At 39.8% G+C, this 19005-nt stretch carries 16 protein-coding genes; 11 read left to right on the forward strand and 5 right to left on the reverse strand.

Annotated elements, in window-relative coordinates; genetic code table 11:
• Positions 1-65 precede the first annotated feature (65 nt).
• The 11 genes from ACP2AF_RS13630 (at position 66) to ACP2AF_RS13680 (ending at position 12907) form a co-directional block, all read left to right on the forward strand.
• The gene (locus tag ACP2AF_RS13630) at positions 66-1427 is read left to right on the forward strand and encodes an N-acetylmuramoyl-L-alanine amidase family protein (RefSeq protein ID WP_425236702.1); all 1362 of its coding nucleotides are present in this window, start codon (positions 66-68) and stop codon (positions 1425-1427) included.
• A gap of 54 nt (positions 1428-1481) precedes the next feature.
• A complete protein-coding gene (locus ACP2AF_RS13635) occupies positions 1482-2450 on the forward strand; it encodes an MlaD family protein (RefSeq protein ID WP_425236703.1) in 969 nt (322 codons plus the stop codon).
• Entirely contained in the window at positions 2451-3782 is a 1332-nt protein-coding gene (locus tag ACP2AF_RS13640) for a 4Fe-4S dicluster domain-containing protein (RefSeq protein WP_425236704.1), read from the forward strand.
• A 1-nt stretch (position 3783) separates the two neighbouring features.
• Positions 3784-4575, forward strand: a complete 792-nt coding sequence (locus tag ACP2AF_RS13645) for a (Fe-S)-binding protein (protein WP_425236705.1) — start codon at positions 3784-3786, stop codon at positions 4573-4575.
• A 73-nt stretch (positions 4576-4648) separates the two neighbouring features.
• Complete coding sequence (locus ACP2AF_RS13650) at positions 4649-5131, forward strand: ABC transporter ATPase (RefSeq protein WP_425236706.1); 483 nt, start codon at positions 4649-4651, stop codon at positions 5129-5131.
• Between the two features lie 110 nt (positions 5132-5241).
• A complete protein-coding gene (locus tag ACP2AF_RS13655; RefSeq protein WP_425236707.1) occupies positions 5242-8154 on the forward strand; it encodes a glycoside hydrolase family 3 N-terminal domain-containing protein in 2913 nt (970 codons plus the stop codon).
• Between the two features lie 116 nt (positions 8155-8270).
• Complete coding sequence (bshA, locus tag ACP2AF_RS13660; RefSeq protein ID WP_425236708.1) at positions 8271-9416, forward strand: N-acetyl-alpha-D-glucosaminyl L-malate synthase BshA; 1146 nt, start codon at positions 8271-8273, stop codon at positions 9414-9416.
• A 64-nt stretch (positions 9417-9480) separates the two neighbouring features.
• Positions 9481-9879 (forward strand): hypothetical protein, encoded by a 399-nt coding sequence (locus ACP2AF_RS13665; protein WP_425236709.1) that lies wholly within the window; start codon positions 9481-9483, stop codon positions 9877-9879.
• A gap of 113 nt (positions 9880-9992) precedes the next feature.
• The gene (locus ACP2AF_RS13670) at positions 9993-11174 is read left to right on the forward strand and encodes an OmpA family protein (protein WP_425236710.1); all 1182 of its coding nucleotides are present in this window, start codon (positions 9993-9995) and stop codon (positions 11172-11174) included.
• A gap of 93 nt (positions 11175-11267) precedes the next feature.
• Positions 11268-12230, forward strand: coding sequence for an ATP-grasp domain-containing protein (locus ACP2AF_RS13675; protein ID WP_425236711.1), 963 nt, complete (start codon positions 11268-11270; stop codon positions 12228-12230).
• Positions 12227-12907, forward strand: coding sequence for a metallophosphoesterase family protein (locus ACP2AF_RS13680; RefSeq protein ID WP_425236712.1), 681 nt, complete (start codon positions 12227-12229; stop codon positions 12905-12907). Before ACP2AF_RS13675 ends, ACP2AF_RS13680 begins: the two co-directional genes overlap by 4 nt.
• 60 nt (positions 12908-12967) lie before the next feature.
• Here the strand turns inward: ACP2AF_RS13680 and ACP2AF_RS13685 are convergent, their stop codons facing one another.
• From ACP2AF_RS13685 to ACP2AF_RS13705, 5 genes are all read right to left on the reverse strand, one after another.
• The gene (locus tag ACP2AF_RS13685) at positions 12968-13627 is read right to left on the reverse strand and encodes an acetyltransferase (RefSeq protein WP_425236713.1); all 660 of its coding nucleotides are present in this window, start codon (positions 13625-13627) and stop codon (positions 12968-12970) included.
• A gap of 42 nt (positions 13628-13669) precedes the next feature.
• Positions 13670-13885: an acyl carrier protein gene (locus ACP2AF_RS13690; RefSeq protein ID WP_425236714.1), complete on the reverse strand. Its 216-nt coding sequence runs from the start codon at positions 13883-13885 to the stop codon at positions 13670-13672.
• Positions 13886-13888: 3 nt separating this feature from the next.
• Positions 13889-14959, reverse strand: coding sequence for a 3-oxoacyl-ACP synthase III family protein (locus tag ACP2AF_RS13695; RefSeq protein WP_425236715.1), 1071 nt, complete (start codon positions 14957-14959; stop codon positions 13889-13891).
• A gap of 428 nt (positions 14960-15387) precedes the next feature.
• On the reverse strand, positions 15388-17871 hold the full coding sequence (locus ACP2AF_RS13700; RefSeq protein WP_425236716.1) for an acyl-CoA reductase: 2484 nt from the start codon (positions 17869-17871) through the stop codon (positions 15388-15390).
• Entirely contained in the window at positions 17868-19004 is a 1137-nt protein-coding gene (locus tag ACP2AF_RS13705) for an iron-containing alcohol dehydrogenase (protein WP_425236717.1), read from the reverse strand. Before ACP2AF_RS13705 ends, ACP2AF_RS13700 begins: the two co-directional genes overlap by 4 nt.
• Position 19005 lies beyond the last annotated feature (1 nt).

Raw genomic sequence — 19005 nt, forward strand, 5'->3', positions numbered from 1 at the left:
TGTTCCCCTTATAGCGTATTACCATAAATTTAACCAAGAGGGGAGCATTAAAACGCTGTTATATTATGAATTTGAAACGGTTTTTTCCTATCATTTTTTTCTTGTCTGTTCTAGTTCTTAGTGCCTTCAACAAAAATAATACCGAATTAACAAATAACGATCCCTTTGTTGTTGTTTTGGATGCGGGCCACGGCGGTCATGATCCCGGAAATCTTGGAAATGGATACTTGGAAAAAAATATTGCGTTAAAAATTGTCCTTAAGGTGGGGGAGATGCTGGAAAGTTACCCGGAGATTAAGGTGGTTTATACGCGCAAGGATGATACGTTTGTTGATTTATTCGTACGGGGCGAGATAGCCAATAAGGCCAATGCGGATCTTTTCGTATCCGTTCATTGTGATTCCCATTCTTCCGATGCTCACGGAGCCGGTACATTCGTACTTGGCCTCCATGCCAATAAACAAAACTTCGAAATAGCCAAAAAGGAAAATTCCGTGATTTATTTGGAGGACAATTATGAAACCCGATATGCGGACTATGATATCAACTCCCCGGAATCCATTATCGGATTGACCATTATGCAGGAAGAATTTCTAGATCAAAGCATTATGCTCGCCAAAATAATGCAAGATAAATTTTCCGAGAAGTTGAAAAGAAACGATAGAAAGGTAAAACAAGCAGGATTCATAGTACTTCATCAGACATTTATGCCTAGTGTTTTGGTAGAGACCGGATTTCTTACCAATAGATCAGAGGGGGCTTATTTAAATTCTCAAAAAGGGCAAACCGAAATGGGTACTGCTATTGCGGAAGCCATCTTAAAATATAAGAACGGCGTTCAGGCCAATACAGCGGCCGTTCCTATACAATCTACACCAGAAGTGCCATTGCCGACGAAGGATGAGACCTTAAATTCAGAGAAAACAGTTCAGACCGAAACCGAGGAGCCGAATAAAAAACCATTGGATTCTTCAGTGAATGAAGTGGAAAAAGTTACCAAAGCTGAAAAAGTAGATAATTCATCATCTGGTACATTGGAAAATGCTCCCAAAGGTATTGATATTGTCAAAAAAGAAACTCCAAAACAAAATAGCGACCCTATTAAAAACCAAGAAACAGCTGCACCCTCTAAAGATAAAGAGGCTTCCCCCAAACCTTCGGCCAATATCGTTTTTAAGATACAATTGCTCGCCAGTTCCAAGGATTTAAGCCCTACATCTAGTAATTTCAAAGGTTTAAGTAGGATTTCCAAGGAACCTTACAACAATCTTTTTAGGTATTTCTATGGCAGCACCAGTTCGTACCGGGAAGCCGGAATGTTAAAACGGAATGCGGATTTAAAAGGGTACACCACATCCTTTATCGTAGCTTATAAGGATGGAAAACGCATTTCCATTCCTGAGGCTTTAAAATACGTTTCCGAATAGCACCGGTCTTAAAAATTTATTTCTAATTTTGTTAGCAATAGAAAAACCATCCTCTTGAAGTTATCTAGGGAAATTAAGACAGGAATCATTGTTATTGGCGGAATCCTGTTGTTCGTTTTGGGATTTAGTTACTTAAAATCAACCCCTCTTTTTGATGATAACATAACGCTCTATGCCGTTTATGATAATGTGGGCGGGTTACAACCTGGAACCCCAGTTTCCATTAATGGGTATAATGTTGGGACGGTTAATGATATTCGATTTAATGATGATTCGGGCAGGTTATTGGTCACTTTCTCGGTCAAAAGTGATTTTGGATTCTCAAAAAATAGCTCGGTAGAACTCTATGATACCGGCATCATAGGTGGCAAGGGATTGCAAATAAATCCGATATTTGATGGTGCCCCAATGGTTTCCAAATATGATACACTATCCACGAAAACCAGGCCAGGGCTAACCGAGTTGGCACAACAAAAACTTACCCCATTGTTCAAGAAATTCGAATCTGCGGTTACAGATGCGGATTCTTTGCTGGTTAATGTCAATGATGTACTGGATGATAGGGCAAGGGGTGACTTAAGGGATGCCATCCATGGTTTGAACGGTTTGGTAAGTAGCCTTCAAGGTAGTGCCGAGGTGCTGAACAAGTTATTGAAGAACAATGAAGGTAAGTTGGATAGCTCGTTGACCAATTTCAAGGAACTTACCCATAATTTTTCAAAACTTTCAGATTCCCTGAATAACGCAGGTTTAGGCAGAACCTTGGCCAATCTGGAATCCACAATGGCCAGTTTAAATCGGGTAATGTCCAAAATAGATCAAGGTGACGGGACCTTAGGCAAACTTATGAACAACGAAGAGCTGTATAATAACTTGAGCAATGCCTCAAGGGAACTGGATTTGCTCTTACAGGATTTCCGATTGAATCCCAAACGTTATGTAAATGTTTCCGTATTCGGTAAAAAACAAAAGGAATATACCGTTCCAGAGGATGACCCCGCTGAGAAAACAGATGAACAATAAATGCAATATCTTCCCAACATTTTATTTGTAGCTGCCTTGATAGCAGGTATTGGATTTTTTATCCGAAATGTGAAGAAATTGGCCCGTAACATAAAATTGGGCAAAAAGGTTGATGTAACGGACAACACTTCACTCCGATGGAGAAATATGTTCAAGATAGCATTAGGGCAGACCAAAATGGTGGTTAGGCCAATTCCGGGATTGCTTCATATAATCGTTTATCTAGGATTTATAATTATCAATATAGAAGTACTGGAAATCATCATTGATGGTATTTTGGGGACCCATCGTGTTTTTTCACCATTGGGATCAGCTTACAACTTCCTTATCGCCTCTTTTGAAATATTGGCCTTGTTGGTCATTATTGCAGTAGTTGTCTTTTGGATACGAAGAAACCTTATGCGACTTGGCCGTTTTGTAAAACCAGAAATGAAAGGATGGCCAAAGACCGATGCGAATTGGATTCTATACATCGAGTTGATCCTTATGGTACTTTTTTTAACCATGAACGGAGCGGATTATCAATTACAGCAGATGGATGCTGCCCATTATACAAAGGCAGGAGATTTTCCCATAAGTCAATTTTTAGCACCTTTTTTTAATGGCATGTCCATATCTTCGTTGATTTTGATTGAACGTTTGGCCTGGTGGCTTCATATTTTAGGCATCCTTTTCTTCTTGAATTATCTGTATTATTCAAAACATCTTCATATCCTATTGGCCTTTCCCAACACCTATTTTGGCAAATTAGGCCCAAAGGGTAAACTCAACAATTTGGAATCAGTCACCAAGGAAGTAAGGTTGATGATGGATCCGTCGGCAGACCCTTATGCCGCTACTCCGGAAGTTGAAAATGGGGAGGAAGTCTCTAAGTTTGGTGCATCCGATGTAAAGGACTTGAGTTGGGTACAGTTGTTGAATGCCTACACCTGTACTGAATGTGGCCGTTGTACCAACGAATGTCCAGCCAATCAGACCGGGAAAAAGTTATCGCCAAGAAAAATCATGATGGATACTCGTGATAGATTGGAAGAGGTGGGAAAAAATCTGGATATCAATAAAGGGATATTCAAAGATGACGGAAAGCAACTGTTGGATGATTATATTACCCGGGAAGAACTTTGGGCCTGTACTTCTTGTAACGCATGTGTCGAGGCCTGTCCCGTAAGTATACATCCTTTATCCATTATTATGGATATGCGCCAATATCTGGTGATGGAACAATCCGCAGCACCTTCCGAGCTGAACAATATGATGGGAAATATAGAGAACAACGGAGCTCCTTGGCCATTTAACCAAATGGATAGGCTTAATTGGGCAAAAGAGAACTAATATGGAAAGTGAACTAAAAGTACCCACCATGGCCGAACTGTCCGCAGCGGGACAACAGCCTGAAGTCCTGTTTTGGGTGGGCTGTGCAGGAAGTTTTGATGACCGGGCCAAAAGAATCACCAAGGCATTTGCAAAGATTCTCAATAGGGCCAAAGTTTCCTTTGCGGTTTTGGGTACCGAGGAAAGCTGCTCCGGAGATCCTGCGAAAAGGGCGGGTAATGAGTTTTTGTTTCAAATGCAGGCGGTTTCCAATATTGAGGTACTTAATGCCTACGAAATTAAAAAAGTAGTTACAGCCTGTCCGCATTGTTTTAACACCATGAGGAATGAGTATCCCGACCTTGGAGGGAAATATGAGGTAATGCACCATACCCAATTTTTAGGACAGCTTGTAGAGGAAGGCAAAATTACCCTTGAAGGTGGTAAATTCAAGGGAAAGCGAATTACATATCACGACCCATGTTATTTGGGTAGGGCCAACAATGTTTATGAGGCCCCTAGGGATTTGATAAAAAAGCTGGATGCCGAATTGGTAGAAATGAAGAATTGCAAAAAAAAGGGACTATGTTGCGGTGCCGGGGGGGCACAAATGTTTAAGGAGCCGGAAAAAGGAGATAAGGATGTAAATATTGAGCGAACAGAACAGGCCTTAGAAACAAAACCGGATATTATCGCTGCCGCTTGTCCTTTTTGCAATACCATGATGACGGATGGTGTTAAGAATAAGGAAAAGGAAGCGACTATTACCGTGAGGGACATAGCAGAGTTAATTGCCAATGCGGAGGAAATATAACCATTTAGTTTACCAGAATTGGTTTGTTATTCAATCTTTGAAGTTTATTTTTTAATTCGTAATTCAACTAAAAATGTTAGTGCATTTTGACGATTTGCCGGATACATCTAGAATCTGGATATATCAAGCCAATAGGAGTTTTAATCAAGAAGAGTTGGTTAATTTACAGTGTGAATTGGACGATTTTATCCAAAATTGGACGGCCCACGGCGGTGAATTAAAAGCGGGATATGAGATTCCCTATAGTAGATTTATTGTAATCGGTCTGGATCAGGCCCAAAATGCCGCGTCAGGTTGTTCCATAGATGCGTCAGTTCATTTTATCCAACACTTGGAAAAAAAATATGATGTGGTGTTATTGGACAAAATGAACGTGTCCTACAAACAAGGAGAATATGTTGCCTATAAACCCTTGATAGATTTTAAGAAAATGGCCAAGCAAAGGGCCGTGTCCGAAAAGACTATTGTTTTCAATAATTTGGTGACCAATAAGGCAGAGTACAAAGAACATTGGGAAGTACCGGCATCGGAAAGCTGGCATTCCCGATTTATGTGATTACGGGTTGGTGTTAAAGTTATGGCCAGCTTAAAACACTTGTTTTCCATTAAATCAATAAAATGCAATAATCATTTGGATTTTTAGTTGTTTCCCCTAGATACTTTTATATGCGATTCTCCTTAACCGTTTCTTTGTTGTTTCTTATTGTTTTAGGCATTGAAGCACAGGAAGGTCCGTTGATGGCAGAAGATAGTTTGGCACAATCTTCTTGGGTCAATGAACGGTATAGCGCAATGACCTTAGAGGAAAAGATCGGTCAATTGTTTATGATAAGTGTTGCTTCCAGCCAAGGTAAAGGAAGCACGGATAAATTAAAGGACCTTATAAAGGAACACGGAATTGGTGGGGTTATTTTTTCTACCGGAGGTCCTCAAAGGCAGGCCAAGCTCACCAACGAATATCAAGCCATTTCCAAACTCCCCTTATTGGTTGGCATGGATGCGGAATGGGGTTTATCCATGCGATTGGATTCCACCTTCGCCTTTCCCTGGAATATGACCTTGGGTGCCATTAAGGACAGTACTATTTTGGAAAAGGTTGGTTATAGGATAGGGTTGCACGCCAAGCGTTTGGGAGTTCATATAAACTTTGCACCTGATATTGATATAAACATAGACCCACAAAATCCGATTATTGGCAATCGCTCTTTTGGAGAGGATAGGGATAACGTGGCCCAAAAGGGTATAATGTTTATGAAAGGCATGCACCGCGCCGGCGTACTCTCCAGTGGCAAACATTTTCCTGGGCATGGGGATACTGCAACCGACTCACACCATGCCTTGCCTGTAATTAATGTCACTAGACAAAGATTGGATAGCGTTGAGTTGTATCCCTTTCAAAAATTAATAAATGAAGGTTTAAGTAGTGTAATGGTAGCCCATTTGAATGTTCCGGCCTTGGAAATAAAGGAAAACCTCCCATCATCATTGTCAGAACAGATTATATCCGGCCTTCTAAAGGAAGAAATGGGATTTAACGGATTAGTTTTTACCGACGCGCTGAATATGAAAGGAGTAACTGATAAACGCGAGGAAGGCGATGTGGAATTGGCCGCATTTTTGGCTGGAAACGATATATTGTTGATGCCCGGTAATATCAATAAGGCCAAAGAGAAGCTTTTAGCTGCGTATGAAAGGGGCCGTATAACTGAAAGACGACTTTCGGCATCCGTCAAAAAAATCCTGATGGCCAAATACAAAGTGGGACTAAGCGATTATAAACCTGTCCAGTTACAGAACCTTTATAAAGACCTGAATTCCCTACAGGATGACCTGGTCTATGACGAAGCTATTGAAAATGCCATCACCGTGGTAAAGAACAATTTTCAACTTATGGGTATCAAGAAATTGGAAAATAAAAAGATAGCCTATGTCAAATTTGGTGATGCCAACAGCAATTCCTTTGTGGAAGAACTGAATAAATATGCCAAGGTTACACAGGTTAACGGTAAGGATATTGCAACCTTAAAAAGAGAACTTTCAGACTATAATTTGGTTATCATTGGTTATCATAAGAGCAATAGTAGTCCGTGGAAGCCCTATAAATTTTCAAAAAACGAACTCTTGTGGTTATCGGAAATAGCAAAACAACGAACTTCAAATACCATTTTATCCGTTTTTGCCAAACCTTATGCGTTGATGGATGTTGCGTCCTTTAAGAGTATAGATGGGGTAGTGGTTGCCTACCAGAACAGTGACCAGGCCCAAAGAAAAACGGCACAGCTCATTTTTGGCGCCATTCCCGCGAAAGGGGTTTTACCTGTAACGGCACATCCGGACTTTCCTGTGAATACCTCTTTCCGACTTGAGTCATTGAAACGATTAGGCTATAGTTTGCCCGAGAGTGTCGGTATGAGTTCAACAAAATTGACCGAAGTGGATAGATTGGTAAATGATGGACTGGATTCTTTGATGTACCCCGGTGCTCAAGTTTTGATAGCAAGAAAAGGAAAGGTTATTTACAACGAGGGATTTGGGAAACCAACCTATAAATCCACAGAAAAGATAACACCTGGTCATATTTATGACTTGGCATCGATCACCAAAATATTGGCTACTTTGCCATTGGTGATGAAAATGGAGGAAAATGGTGATATTACTTTGAACAATACCTTTCAAGAGCTAGTACCTGAATATTCGGATACTGAGCTGAAGAATGTAACTGTTTTAAAAGCTTTATCACATTATGGTCGACTTCCAGCCTGGATAGCATTTTATGTTAGTACCTTGGATAAGGATAGAAAGCCTTCCAAGGATTTTTATAGAAATGAGCCCTCCCAGGGTTTTTCCTATAAGGTTTCGGACAATCTTTATTTAACGGATGCCTATCAGGATTCCATTTACAATAGAATAGGTAGACAAAGACTAAAGTCCAATAGATATCGCTATAGTGATGTTGCCTACTTTGTAATGAAAAAGTATATAGAAGAAACCTACCAAACCCCATTGGACAAACTCGCCAATGATTTTTTGTATAAACCTATAGGAGCTTTCAATACAAGTTTTAATCCCTTGGACAAATTCCCTAGAAATAAGGTTGTACCTTCGGAAGTGGATAAATATTTTCGGTATCAAATTGTACATGGATATGTTCATGATATGGGAGCGGCCATGCAAGGCGGTGTTGGGGGGCATGCGGGACTTTTTAGTAATGCCAATGACGTTGCCAAGATAATGCAGATGTACTTGCAAGACGGATTTTATGGGGGAACCAGGTTTTTGGACTCCAGGACGGTCAAAAAATTCAATACATGTTATTTTTGCGATAAGGATGTGCGCAGGGGAGTAGGCTTTGACAAACCCCAATTAAAGGAGAAGGGACCTACTTGCGGATGCGTTTCCAGAAAAAGCTTTGGCCATAGTGGTTTTACGGGAACATATACGTGGGCAGATCCCGAAGAAGAAATCGTATATGTGTTTTTATCCAACAGGACCTACCCCACCGCCTCCAATACGCTTTTGGTGAAATCTGGACTTAGAACAAGAATTCAGCGCGCCATATATGATGCAATCATCGATTAATAGAAGTCTCTAATCCACCTGCCACGTCAACCTACGGCGATTACCAAATTCATAAACTTTCCTTAATTACTCCCTGTCATACAAACCGACAATTTCGTTTTCGTTACATTTGAAAAATGAAAATCGCTATAGTATGTTACCCCACTTTTGGAGGTAGTGGTGTTGTAGCCACGGAATTGGGAATAGCCTTGGCCGAAAGAGGTCATGAAGTACATTTTGTTACTTACAGACAACCCGTTCGCTTGGAACTATTGGGCAATAGGATTCACTTTCATGAAGTCCATGTTCCAGAATATCCCTTATTTCATTACCAACCTTATGAATTGGCTCTATCGAGTAAACTGGTGGATACCATAAAACTCTATGGTATAGAGTTATTGCACGTACATTACGCCATTCCCCATGCCTATGCCGGATATATGGCAAAAAAGATGTTGGAAGAGGAAGGTATTTTTATTCCTATGATTACCACCTTGCACGGGACGGATATCACACTGGTAGGCAATCATCCATTTTACAAACCAGCGGTAACTTTTAGTATTAACCAATCCGACGTGGTTACTTCGGTTTCTGAAAATTTAAAGCAGCGTACGCTCAAGTTTTTCGATATTCGAAAGGAAATAGAGGTGGTTCCCAACTTTATCGACAAAACCAAGTACAGTGTTTCTTTTAAGGATTGCCAAAGATCATTGATGGCTAAGGATGACGAGAAAATCATTACCCATATTAGTAACTTTAGAAAGGTAAAGCATATCCCTGACGTCATCCATATTTTTCATAGGATACAAGAACAAATGCCCGCGAAGTTGATTATGGTAGGAGAGGGACCAGAAAAAGAGAATGCCGAATTGCTCTGTGATCGTCTCGGAATAAGTGAAAAGGTAATCTTTTTAGGTAATAGCCATGAAATAGATAGAATTCTTTGTTTTTCGGACCTTTTCCTTTTACCTTCAAAATCGGAGAGTTTTGGTTTGGCTGCTTTGGAGGCAATGATAAACAGGGTAGCCATAATTTCCAGTAATACCGGTGGAATTCCTGAAGTAAATAGACATGGCGTTACCGGTTTTTTGAGTGATGTGGGTGATGTTGAGGATATGGCGAATAATGCCATAAAAATTCTTGAAGATGAAAAAAGACTTGAAGATTTTAAACAAAATGCGTACAATGCAGCACTCAAATTCGATATTTTAAGGGTATTACCCCTCTATGAGGCCATCTATGAAAAAGCCTATAAAAGCAGATATAAGAATTCCTTTATGTAGAAAAGGAACTATCCATATGGTTATTTTGGCTTTACTCATTTCTTGTAATGGAAATAAAAGAGCATTGAGGAAAAATCAGGATAAGACGAATCCAGAGTATACGTTGACCTTATTGCTGCGAGATGATTACAGTGGTTTGCCAGATGGGGAAACACGTATTATCACTACTGCCAAAGGACTGCAACAGTTTTTTTTAAAAGTAAATAGAACAAGAAAACCGGGCCTTCCGCTGCCAATTGTTGATTTTTCCAGGGAAACCGTGCTAATCTATTGCAGTGGGGAAGAAAAACGACAAGTTCTGCCGAAATTGTCGGTTAAGAATGTAACGGATCAAGAGATTGTTATTGCGCCTACTTTGGAAGAGAAACAGGAAAAATCTACTTTTGATGCTGTCATAAGTCCATTTAGCATTTACAAAATACCATCTACCCAAAAGAAGATTATCTTCCAAAAAAATCGATGAACGAAAATTCTTATGTAGTCCATCGAAAAAAATCACCTTTCATAGCTAAGGCTTCCGGCAAATAACTGTTTGCCATACCTTTACCTTAGTATTAGTCCTAAATTTTTGAACCTATGAAATGCTATGCCCTACATTTGTTTGCTGCTATCCTATTCATTACCAGCACCGTTTCTTCCCAAGAGGAGGAACTTCAACTCACATCCAAAGACAGTGTTGTCGTTAGTTCTTGGGTGGTAGGTCTTGGCCTTAATATTGTGGATGATTCCGCGACACCCTTTGGAGAGGGTATTTTGGATATTGAAGACACCTGGCATACAGTTCCTTATCCTTCCAGAATAAGTATTGGTAGATTTTTTAGAAATGGAATTGGTGTAGAAGCAATTGGTACTTACAATAGATATAAGGAAGGGAAGATCGTTGATGGTGCTATAAATAACAGTCTTAGGGAATACTTCGCTATTGATGGAAAGATTAGTTATGACGTAAACAAGATTATCGGAGAAACTGGATGGTTTGACCCCTATCTGCATGTTGGTGCCGGCTATAGCTCGATAGGTTCTGTTGGAAGAAGTACGGCAAATGCCGGTTTTGGCTTCAATACATGGTTCAGTGATCGATGGGGTTTAAATTTTAATACCATGGGCAAATGGGGAATTCCAGAAGGGTCTACAAAACAATTACAGCATTCGGCGGCGGTGGTTTATAGATTTGGAATAAAAAAGGAATTGTCCAAAAAAGGTTTGGAAAAACTAGCTCTAATTGAAGCGATGGAAAAAGAGAAACAGCGTGTAAATGATTCCATAGCCGCTGCGAATCGGGCAAAGGAGGAAGCAGCATTGGCCAGGCGATTGGCTGAAGAAAAAGAGAGGGCCCTTGCTGAAAAGGCAAGAATTGAAGCCGAGAAAAGGCGGAGGCAACTCCTAGAAGATAAAATAAAGGAACTTGGGCACGTATATTTCAATTTTGATTCCCACTCCCTAAACAACGAATCTAAAAAGGTCCTTGATGGGTTGGCAGATATACTAAACGAAAATCCTGACCTTACAATCAAAATCGCCTCGGGTACGGATTCAAGAGGACCATCTCCCTACAATTTAGGACTTTCCCTGAGGCGTGTAGAGAGTACCAAGGACTATCTATTGAGTTTGGGAATAGATGCTACCAAACTTTCTGTAGAAGCTTATGGTGAGAGCAATCTATTAAATGAGTGCGATGATAACACGTATTGTCCCGAAGCAAAGCATAGAATCAATAGGAGGTCCGAGTTTATTCTGATATTTATTAATAATCGGTAGACCTCGGTTTTATGATGTATGGTCAGTTTTCTATAGACTATAACGTGTGTATGTCATGTTTATAAATAAATTTGTAAATCGAATGAATTATACATGGCCAATATTTGGGTAACAGGTGCGAGTTCACTTATAGGATATGGAATTTTAAAATCAATTAGGAGTATAAAAAAACCGCACAAATTAATCGGTACTACAATTCATAAAGACTCCATTGCACCAGCTTTTACGGATATTTGCATTAAAGCACCTTTTAGTGGTACGGATGGCTATATCGACTGGATTATTTCAGTAATTAAAGACCATAATATAGATTTGGTAATTCCCAGTTTTGAAGAAGATGTTTTTTTTCTAACTGACCATCGAGAACAAATAGAGTCAACTGGTGCCAAATTAGTTCTGAATACTTATGACTTGGTTTGTTTATGTCAGGACAAATGGGAATTTTACCAAGTATTGGAAAATAGCGCTTGTCCCCATGTTATACCTAGTTCGCTTTCTTCTGAGTTTAGTGAATTGGAGAGTAAATATGGTCTGCCACTACTATTAAAACCAAGAAGGGGCAATGCTTCCAAAGGGATTGTTAGGGTTTTGAAGGAAGAGGATTTTGAACTGCACAAAGCGGAGATCGGTCAGAATTTAATGGCTCAACCGCTAATTGGCAAGGATGATGAAGAGTTCACGACCAGCGCATTTTGTGATGGAAAAGGCGGATATTATGCGATAATTACCCTAAAGAGAGAATTGTCCCAGGGAGGGTACACCAATTTAGCAGAGGTTATTGATAACAATCAGATTAAAGCAGCTGTTCGTAACATCTGCAAGATTTTGAAACCCATTGGTCCCACAAACTTTCAGTTTAGGATACACAATGGAGCGGTTTATCTATTAGAGATCAATCCGCGTTTTTCCTCGTCAACATCAATGCGATATGCCTTTGGGTATAATGACGCCTTAATGTCAATCAAATATTTTTTGGATGGAAAAATTCCGGGACAACCAAAAATTAGAAACGGGAAGGCAATTAGATATATTGAAGACTATATAGTTTACTCATGAAAATAGGAGTTATATCGGACATACATGGGAATTACGAAGCCCTTAAATCTGTATTGTGGGAATTGGACAAGATGGGCGTATCGGAAGTTTATAGTTTGGGGGATGTAGTGGGCTATTTTTCCCAAGTCAATGAGTGTTGTGAAGAACTCATTGAACGTAAAATCCCAAATTTAATGGGTAATCATGACTGGTATTTGTGCAGTGGTGGCTATTGTTCGAGAAGTAGAAGTGTGAATGATTGCCTAGAGTATCAGAAGACGATAATCACCAAGGCTAATATGGATTGGTTGAGAAAAAGTAAGATTCAGAGGTTTGTTGGAAACATTCATATGGTACATGGAGGTTGGTCCAACCCAATTGATGAATATATCTGGGAACCTTCAGAGGATTATTTCTCAAAAATTGTCGGTAAAATATTTATGTCCGGCCATACGCATATTCAAGTGTTAAAACAATACCGAGACAAAATATACTGTAATCCCGGGTCGGTTGGACAACCACGGGATAATAATCCCAAAGCGGCATTTGCTGTTGTCAAAGATGATATTATCTCATTGCATCGCGTTGAGTATGATATGGAAAAAGTATTTCAACTGATGAAAAGGGCCGGTTTTAGTGATTACTATTACGGTAGCCTAAAGACAGGAGCAAAACATCTACATAGCCTTGAGGGGTAGTAGTAACCTTGCAATAATCAAAATAGGATTTGTGGAAGACGAAACCAATTTTAAAGACTATCACACCTTGGGAATAGCCATAATTTTTTCTTTGAAACGATAAAAAACAGTGGTGTCATCCTTAACTGACTTATTAACCACCATTCCAGCCATAATAATGTTGTTGTTTCCTATCGTTACATGGGGTATTACAACCGATCCAAGCCCAAAGTAATTATTACTACCCACCTCGGTGTGTCCGGCTATTCCAGCTTTTGAAAAGAAATTCCCACTGCCAACAATGCTATCATGACTAATAAAACTGTAAGGAGTTAAAATATTACAATCGCCGACCTGACTGTTTGGTTCAATTTCGCAAAATGGCATAACAATATTGCCAAAACCTATAGTTTGGGATTTGGAAATGATAACTGTTGAATGAATAAAACTACCAATTTTGGCATTTTTTTTAACCAAAATCTCAATCATTTTATTTCTGAATTTAACATCGGAAATTCCCAATAAAACCTCTTCGTCTTCGGGAACATACGAATCAATATCACATAATACAGGGGCTTTAAAATTATATCTTTTCCAATGCTTTTCGATATTCTCTTCGTAATCGATATATCCTAATATATTGAGTTTTTCATCATTTTCTACTTTGGAATTATTGTCTTCAATATAAAATGTCAATTGGGCCGCTAGTCCACCACTGCCTAAAATAATTACATTTTTCATACTATAGTTGATTAATTAGTTTTAAATTCGAAATATAAGGGTTTACATTTTACTTTCAATAAGCTCTTTCAGACCCAAAACGGTACCTGATTCATCGATTTCCTCAGCAGATAAAGGTACATTATATTCAGAGTCGCAAAACGCTATTATTGACAAAATAGTTAATGAGTCCCAGGCATCAAAGGAGTGGAGCTCATCACTTAACTCAATTGATTCCTCTTCCAAGAGTTCGGCAATGGACGATTGAAAATTTTCCATAGTTTAAATCTTATAATCTTTTATTTCACAAAAGTCCAAATTCCCTATTTCCAATAATAAGGAAGACCAACTTAATCCGGCACCAAACCCGGCCAGGCAGATCAGCAGCGATTCCTTGGTCAGTTTGTTTCCTAAATTGAAGGTAATATTTGTGGGAGTGGATACGCTATTGGCATTTCCGAAATTTTCGACAACATTGTTCGGCATTCTCTCATAGGATACCTCCATTTTGTCGGCCAACTTTTTCAGCATAAATTTATTGGGCTGATGAAACATAAAGTAGTCCACATCCTCCTTTTTCCTTCCCGCTTTGTCCAAAAGGTTATTGATCATTGGGGGTACTACTTTTTGTACGAAGTTAAATACATCATCGCCCTTCATGACCAAATGATCCAGAGATCGGGTGTTTCCTTTGCTATCCGTCTTTAATTCCGCCGTTTCCGGACTAGAGGGGGTTTTAAAACCTCCAGCTGGAATGATGAGGGCATCCGCTCCCTTCCCATCGGTATTGATAGAACCGTAAATGGTATTGTCCGATGTGTCATTTTCAACAATAGTTATGGATGCCGCATCGCCCGTCAACGGTCTACTTCCCCTGTCCTGCTTCGAGACTTTTCGGCTAAATATATCCGCATTGAGCACCACAACCTTGTTGATTTCTTCCTGCTCTAATAGCATAAAGGCTTGGATAAGACCAATGGGATATCCGGCACAAGCCTGGCTCAATTCCTCGCATATCATGTCGGTCTTTAAACCTAGGCGACCATGGATTACTTGGCTTGTATTAGGAATTATGTAATCCGGAGATTGGGTTACCAATATCATGGCGTCTATTTCATCCCTACCAAGTAGTTTTTGATTGAAAAGATGCTCTAGGCCGAACACGCATAAATCCGAGATGCTGGTCTCCTCATTTACAACCCGTCGTTTATTGTATCCCATGATCAGCTTAAGTTTCATGGTCTGACTTCTGGAAAAGGCGTAATTGTCTACCTCATCCTCAAATTTTATTTCGTTATCCGGCAAAACGGTAAGGATTCCGGTTATCTTTTTATTCCTAAATTTTAAGTTCATAGGTTGAAATCAATTTTACTGTACAAATTTGAAAGTTACCATAGGGGTAAGATTAATGATTATATAAACAATTCTTCTAAAAATTGTCGATAGGACTTTTTTAAACGTACTTCTTAATTAGTAGAAAACTCTTTTTGGATTAAAAAATTGTCTCTTGTCCGACCATTTTCCAAACATCATCGGAATATAAAGCTACTTTTTTTCTATATAAATTTTGGTTTTTTATGAAGTTTTCAGTCCTGTACAATAAAAAACCCGTTGTAATGCTTTTAATGTTTGTCTATATGCCAAATCCCTTAAACAATAGGTTCTTTAGACATATCTTTGAATGGCCATTTTTTTCGTTCAAATGAGAAGCAGTACTACTTATTACAAATCTCTGCTAAGTAGTTTTCCTACCACTTTTAGGGGATGTTTACGATTTTACCTTAGACTAAAGGCCCTCCAAAAGTACTCCATCTGACCATCCGCTCCATTAAAAAAATGCCATCCCAGGGGGATTCAAAATTTAACATTCTTCCCATTTCTGGACAACGCATAACCCCTTTCTCAACTGCCTTTTCTGCAAAGTTCAAGGCTTTTTCGCCAATGGAGGCCAATCCAATAGTCTGAATGTTATCATCTATGTGCTCCAATGTTTCCTCAATGTGGTCTACAGGATGAACCATTACAACCCTGGAATAAACAGGCGGCTTTAGATTTTTGTCTTCGGCATATACAACGGTCCAGGTCGTATCATCACTGGCCCAGACCTCTCCTTTAAAATCATATAAACCTCTTATAGAGTGTACGGCAGAAATTTGTTCAACTGAAGTTTCTCCTTTTGGAATTTGGACCGAGGCCTTTTCCATGCCCTCTGCCAGAAGTTTACAAAAGTCTTTAGGTGATACTGCCCCGCCTCTTTCAATATATAGGTTATGTGGGGATGCGCAACCGGTCTGGTCAAAGACACTGGAATCTACCGCAACCTTTCGGGCCAATTTTTTGGCCCTTCTTTCCGAAACCAAAACTTCCTTCGAAATTGCCGAAAAGGATATTTTTGGACCGAATATGATATCTTCCGTATCATACAGGGAAGGATAATTTGCGACAGTTTCCACAGCTTCGCGACCTCCCCATGCAATCCGTACATTCGCGGATTTTGACATTAATTCACCAAGTTCCCTATCCTTACTGGAAAAATAAACTACGGCTACGGTTTGCAAAATATCATCACCTTTTATGGTGTATCCGCCCGGTGTAGTATAGCTTAGTCCCTCAAATGTCTTAAGGAGATTAGCGAACACACCGCCATCTTTAGAGGATATTTTAAGCAGATTAACATTTTTGGTCATTATGGCCTGTAACAAAGCGAACATTCCCAATACCTGTACATTACCTGCCAGCCAATGGCAAACCAGGCCTCGCTGATTTGCTTTCAAAAACTGTTTTCGCGAGTGGTTCAAGGGAACAAACCCATCTATATGCTGTCTATTGTTCCTTAAGCCTATGGTCGCAATCCTATTCAGATGAATTGGTTTGGCCCAGTTGGCAAGAAATGCAAGGCCTTTTTCTTTCATTGATGCCAACTCTCCTTCTGCCGACAACCAAACTTTGGATGCTTCTCCTATTAAACCGATCAATGCGTCTATAGGTTGACTTTTCAACCATTCTTTTTTGCCGTTAAGTTCAGCAATGAGTTCATTTAACTGTTCTTCCGGCGATAAGGAATCGTTCAACTTTTTGCCTTTCCAATAATGGAGTTCGAGTTTGGAACTTTCAATTTTTCCTACTTCGGTTTCAGCGCCTGAAAACTTTAGTTTGCTCCCTAATATATCGCCACAACCCCTTACCTCGGCCTTTTTCAATCGGCCTAGGATTTTAAATCGGGTTCCGTTCCTACCATAGGGACAAGGTTCCGGGTTTATAACTCCTAAATCATCCGTAAGGACTACATTCCCAGGGTAGGAGTGTGGTATCGGTGACAAAAATTCCAGTACACCTACCTCGCCATGAGGCAATGGCTCCCGTGTAATGGGGTCACGGACTATTACTTCTGAATATGCTGGAGCGTGTTTCCAACCACATTCGCAATCCGGATAATTTAAACCCATCTGTTCCGTAAAGCCATAGATATCTATAACATGCTCTTCTTTAACGGAAAACAAGCGCGACATGGCCGCGTTGAACTGTTGTTTGCCTATCTTTTCGCTTTCCAATTTTTTCCACCCTCCGATATGTATTATTTTGGAACCTTCCGGAAGTTCGAACCTGACCCCCTTGTCCAGAAGTGGTTTTACCACTTGGGCATATAACATATAAGTGAACCCGAAAACGACCATCGGCACGTCTTTGTCCACTGAATCGATAAACTTCTTTGTATTTTCAATATTAAATGAAACCTTTTCGTCATTTTCCTTTTCAAGTGCATAATTCACATCACTGGCGAAGTTTAGATAACCACCAATAGCTGCATATCTAGCTCCTAAAAATCGTATATTCTCTGGATTTGGACTTACATCAACAATGATAAACGGTTTTCTTTCGGCCCCGATGAAGTCCTTGACCACTTTGACCATAACCTTGGCCTGCCGCTTTGCTGTTATCTTGTCGAGAACAACGGTACTAGGGATACCTGAAGTTGCCGAAGATTGCAAGGATAATTTAACTTCGTTATCGGGAATGGACTTTAAATCCTTCCCCAAATCCTTGAATACACTTACCGCAATTGGCGGAATTTGTTCCAAACTTCCATGGAACTTATGCGGGTCGAAACCTTTGTTTTGGCAAAAGTGTCGATACTGGTCATTATTCTCATAATGGAACCTAATTTCTTCCAATAATGCCTCTAAAAGCAGGGTATTCTTATGTTCTGAATCCAATACATAAGGATCTATGCTAATAAGTTTATCTGTTAGTGTACTATTTTTCATGAGGACGCCGCATTAAATACTTCTACTAAAAATTCTTTGTCCATTGGCACTGGGTTTCCCTGCCCGCCCTTATCATTTAGGGCTTGTTCAAAGAAATAATCATCAGAAATAATGTTCTTTCTATTTTTTTTGAGCGTGTCTTTTTCCTTTGTTAAATCAACTTCGGCAATGAAATCTTCAACGAAGGACAACAAATCCGAGCCCCCTGCGAATCCGGAATGTTTCGCTAGCTGATCAAACCGAGCTTTTGGTTGGGGCGAACCAATATTTTTTTTGATTACGGCGGGCAGGAATAGTGCAATGGCCCCGGCATGGGACAGACCATAGGATGACATCTGATGTGCCAGCGCGTGGGTAGCACCTACAATACAGTGATTTTGGACCAAGCCTGCAAATAGGGACGCTAATTGCAATTTGTTGATGAATTCCTTTTCTACACCTTCTGTAATAACATGACGGTATTGGGATATAATTTGAATGGCCTTTTCCGCATAACTGTCCACCAGAAGATTGTCTATAGTAGACATATACCCTTCAATGGCATGTGATAGCGCATCTACCATAGAGGCCAATAATACTCTTTTAGGGGCATTTTCAATGAGGCTAGCGTCAAGTACAATAATCTCAGGGATAAATTGATGACTGATTACGAATTCTTTCGTTTTTTCATTTTCATTGTACATGACCGAAGCCGAGGAAATCTCCGCCCCACTGCCAATGGTAGTGGGAATGGCAACAAAAGTAGTTTTCCAATTAAGCATGGAAAAACTGGTTTCCCTGGCATCAAAAAAAGGAAACTCATAGTAGGTTCTCACCATTTTTGCCCCATCAATTACGCTGCCACCACCAATGGCGATTATAAGATCCGGTTGAAATTCCTCAATTTTTTTTATGGTCGTATTAAGTGTTTCCAAAGTGGGTTCGCCGAGCCATGTCTTTTTTACAAAAGAGACCTCGAAAGACGATAGAGCATTCGCCAACTTTTGCTTATACCCGTCATCTATACTGGAACCGAATATTACGGAAACTCTTGCACTGGCATATGTCTTAAGTCCCATTAAAGCATTTTCGCCAAAAAGAATGGTAGGCTGCTTTAACAAAAACTTGGAATACATTCCTTGTGGTTCCCACATA

Source organism: Ulvibacterium sp. (assembly GCF_965248315.1).
GTDB lineage: Bacteria > Bacteroidota > Bacteroidia > Flavobacteriales > Flavobacteriaceae > Ulvibacterium.